This window comes from Nonomuraea turcica, from assembly GCF_030718205.1.
Taxonomy (GTDB): domain Bacteria; phylum Actinomycetota; class Actinomycetes; order Streptosporangiales; family Streptosporangiaceae; genus Nonomuraea.
Genome location: NZ_JAUZQF010000077.1, coordinates 1 through 1,950 on the forward strand (window position 1 = coordinate 1; position 1,950 = coordinate 1,950).

Here is a 1,950-nt window from a genome sequence, read left to right on the forward strand (position 1 = left end):
TGTCAATGTGAGGTCCCAGGACATGCTTAACCGTTTGTCATCGGGAGATGCTTAACGTCCGTCGGGCTGGGTGCCCTTGCCTCGGACGTAGAGACGGGTGACGGGTGTGGTGTCGCGGCGGGGCCTGATCGCGAGTTCTTCCTCGCCGTGCAGGACCCGATAGTGGGTGTCTTCGATGACGACGGTGACGAGCTTGCCTGCGTGTCGGGGGCCGAGTTTGATGAACTGCTTGTTCACCATGAACCGGCCGCTGGCATGGACGCGTCGTTGCACTCGGATCGATCCCGCCGGCAGCGGTGGTGGTGGTAACGGGGTCGCTGCGGTGCGCGCGCCTGGTAGCCGGGCGGCGCGGTCGGCGGTGATGGGGCAGGGCCAGGTGCCGACCAGGGCGTTGTCGGCGATGGCGTGCATGAGGTGGCCGTCCAGCCGGATGGTGATGGTGCGCCGGGCCAGCGCGAAAGCGATCTGGCACTTGATCCCGGCGATGGTGACGTGGCCGTCGCGTTGGACGATGCGATCGATCTCGACTGCCTGGCCTGCGGCCAGCTGGGTGTTGCCGTTGATGCGGCGCAGCGCGGCCGCTGCCGGTGCTGGTCCAGCGGGGCGGGCTCCATAGCGCATTACCAGGTAGGCCAGGTCCTGGGGCAGGAGCCGGGAGACGATGGTGCGGACCAGGTGGCCGTCGAGCAGGACGTGCAGGCTGCGCAGATCGGCCCAGACGGTCAATGTCCGTCCGGCCAGTCCCCTGGGGACGGAGAACCGCTGCCGACTGGGAACGAGCGTGACCTCTCCGCTGGGCGGGACGCGGATCTCGAACTCCACCGCCGACTCATCCGGGCGCTCCGCCGGTGGTTCGATCACATCGATCCGCAGCGGCGCTGGTTCCTGGCCGGCCTCGTAGGCGGGGGGCTGCCCGTCGGAGTAGGTGGGGGCGTGCGGGCGGAAGACGCTGGCCGGGGTCGCCATGTTCAGCGCCTGGTGGGGCCGTTGATGGTTGTAGGCGTGCACCCAGGCGTCGATGGCGTCCTGGGCGGCGGTCAGCGACTCGAACGGCGCCACATGATCCAGCAGTTCGTGGCGGAGCGTTTTGTGGAAGCGCTCGATCTTCCCGGTCGTGGTGGGCGAGCGGGGCTTGGTGAGCCGCTGGTTGATGCCGTTCTCCCGACAGACCCGCTCGAATAGCACCTCCACCGGCTGCGGCCGATTGTGCCGACCGGTGAACTGCTTGCCGTTATCGCTGAGCACCTCAAACGGCACCCCGTAGCGGCGCATCGCCGCGGTGAACGCCGAGCACACCGCTCGTCCCGATGGCACGGCGACCACCGCTGCGATCACCACGAACCGCGAATGATCGTCGATCCCGGTGACCATCTTGCACTCGCGGCCATCGCTCAGCGGTACGCCGCCGACCAGGTCGAGCTGCCACAGATGCATCGGCGCCTCGCGCTGCCAGCGCCGGTACTTGCGCTGATGCTCCTGCTCCTGGTGCCGCACCAGCCCGTTGCGGACGAGCATCCGATGCACCGTCGCCCGGCCGGGAACCGGATCCACTCCCCGCAGGCGCAGCTCATGCACGATCCGCCGGGCGCCCCATCGTGGGTGCTCCCGCCGCAGCTCACACACCAGCGCCTCGACCTCGGCCGGCAGCCGGCGCGGGCTGGACTTGGGCCGCCGCGACCTATCGGCCAGTCCCGGCATGCCTTCCTGCTCAAACCGTTTCCGCCAGCCGTGCAGCGACTGCCGCGAGACTCCGTACCGGGCCGCGACCTCCCCGATCGGTGATCCGCCGAGAACCTCCCGTACAGCCCGGTACCGGTACTCCACCAGAGCTTGCTGATCCACGCTCGCCACCCGACTTCACAGTCACTCTGGGCGAGCATCATGCCACGATCTGTCAATAGTGTCCCGAGAACGAACGGTTAAGCATGTCCTGAGCCCTCACATCGACAG

The 1,950-nt window shown here is 68.1% G+C and carries 1 protein-coding gene; it reads right to left on the reverse strand.

Translation table 11 applies throughout. The annotated features are described in order from the left end of the window. Window positions 1-51 precede the first annotated feature (51 nt). The gene (locus Q9G87_RS60225; protein WP_305925673.1) at window positions 52-1,842 is read right to left on the reverse strand and encodes an IS481 family transposase; all 1,791 of its coding nucleotides are present in this window, start codon (window positions 1,840-1,842) and stop codon (window positions 52-54) included. Window positions 1,843-1,950: the final 108 nt, after the last annotated feature.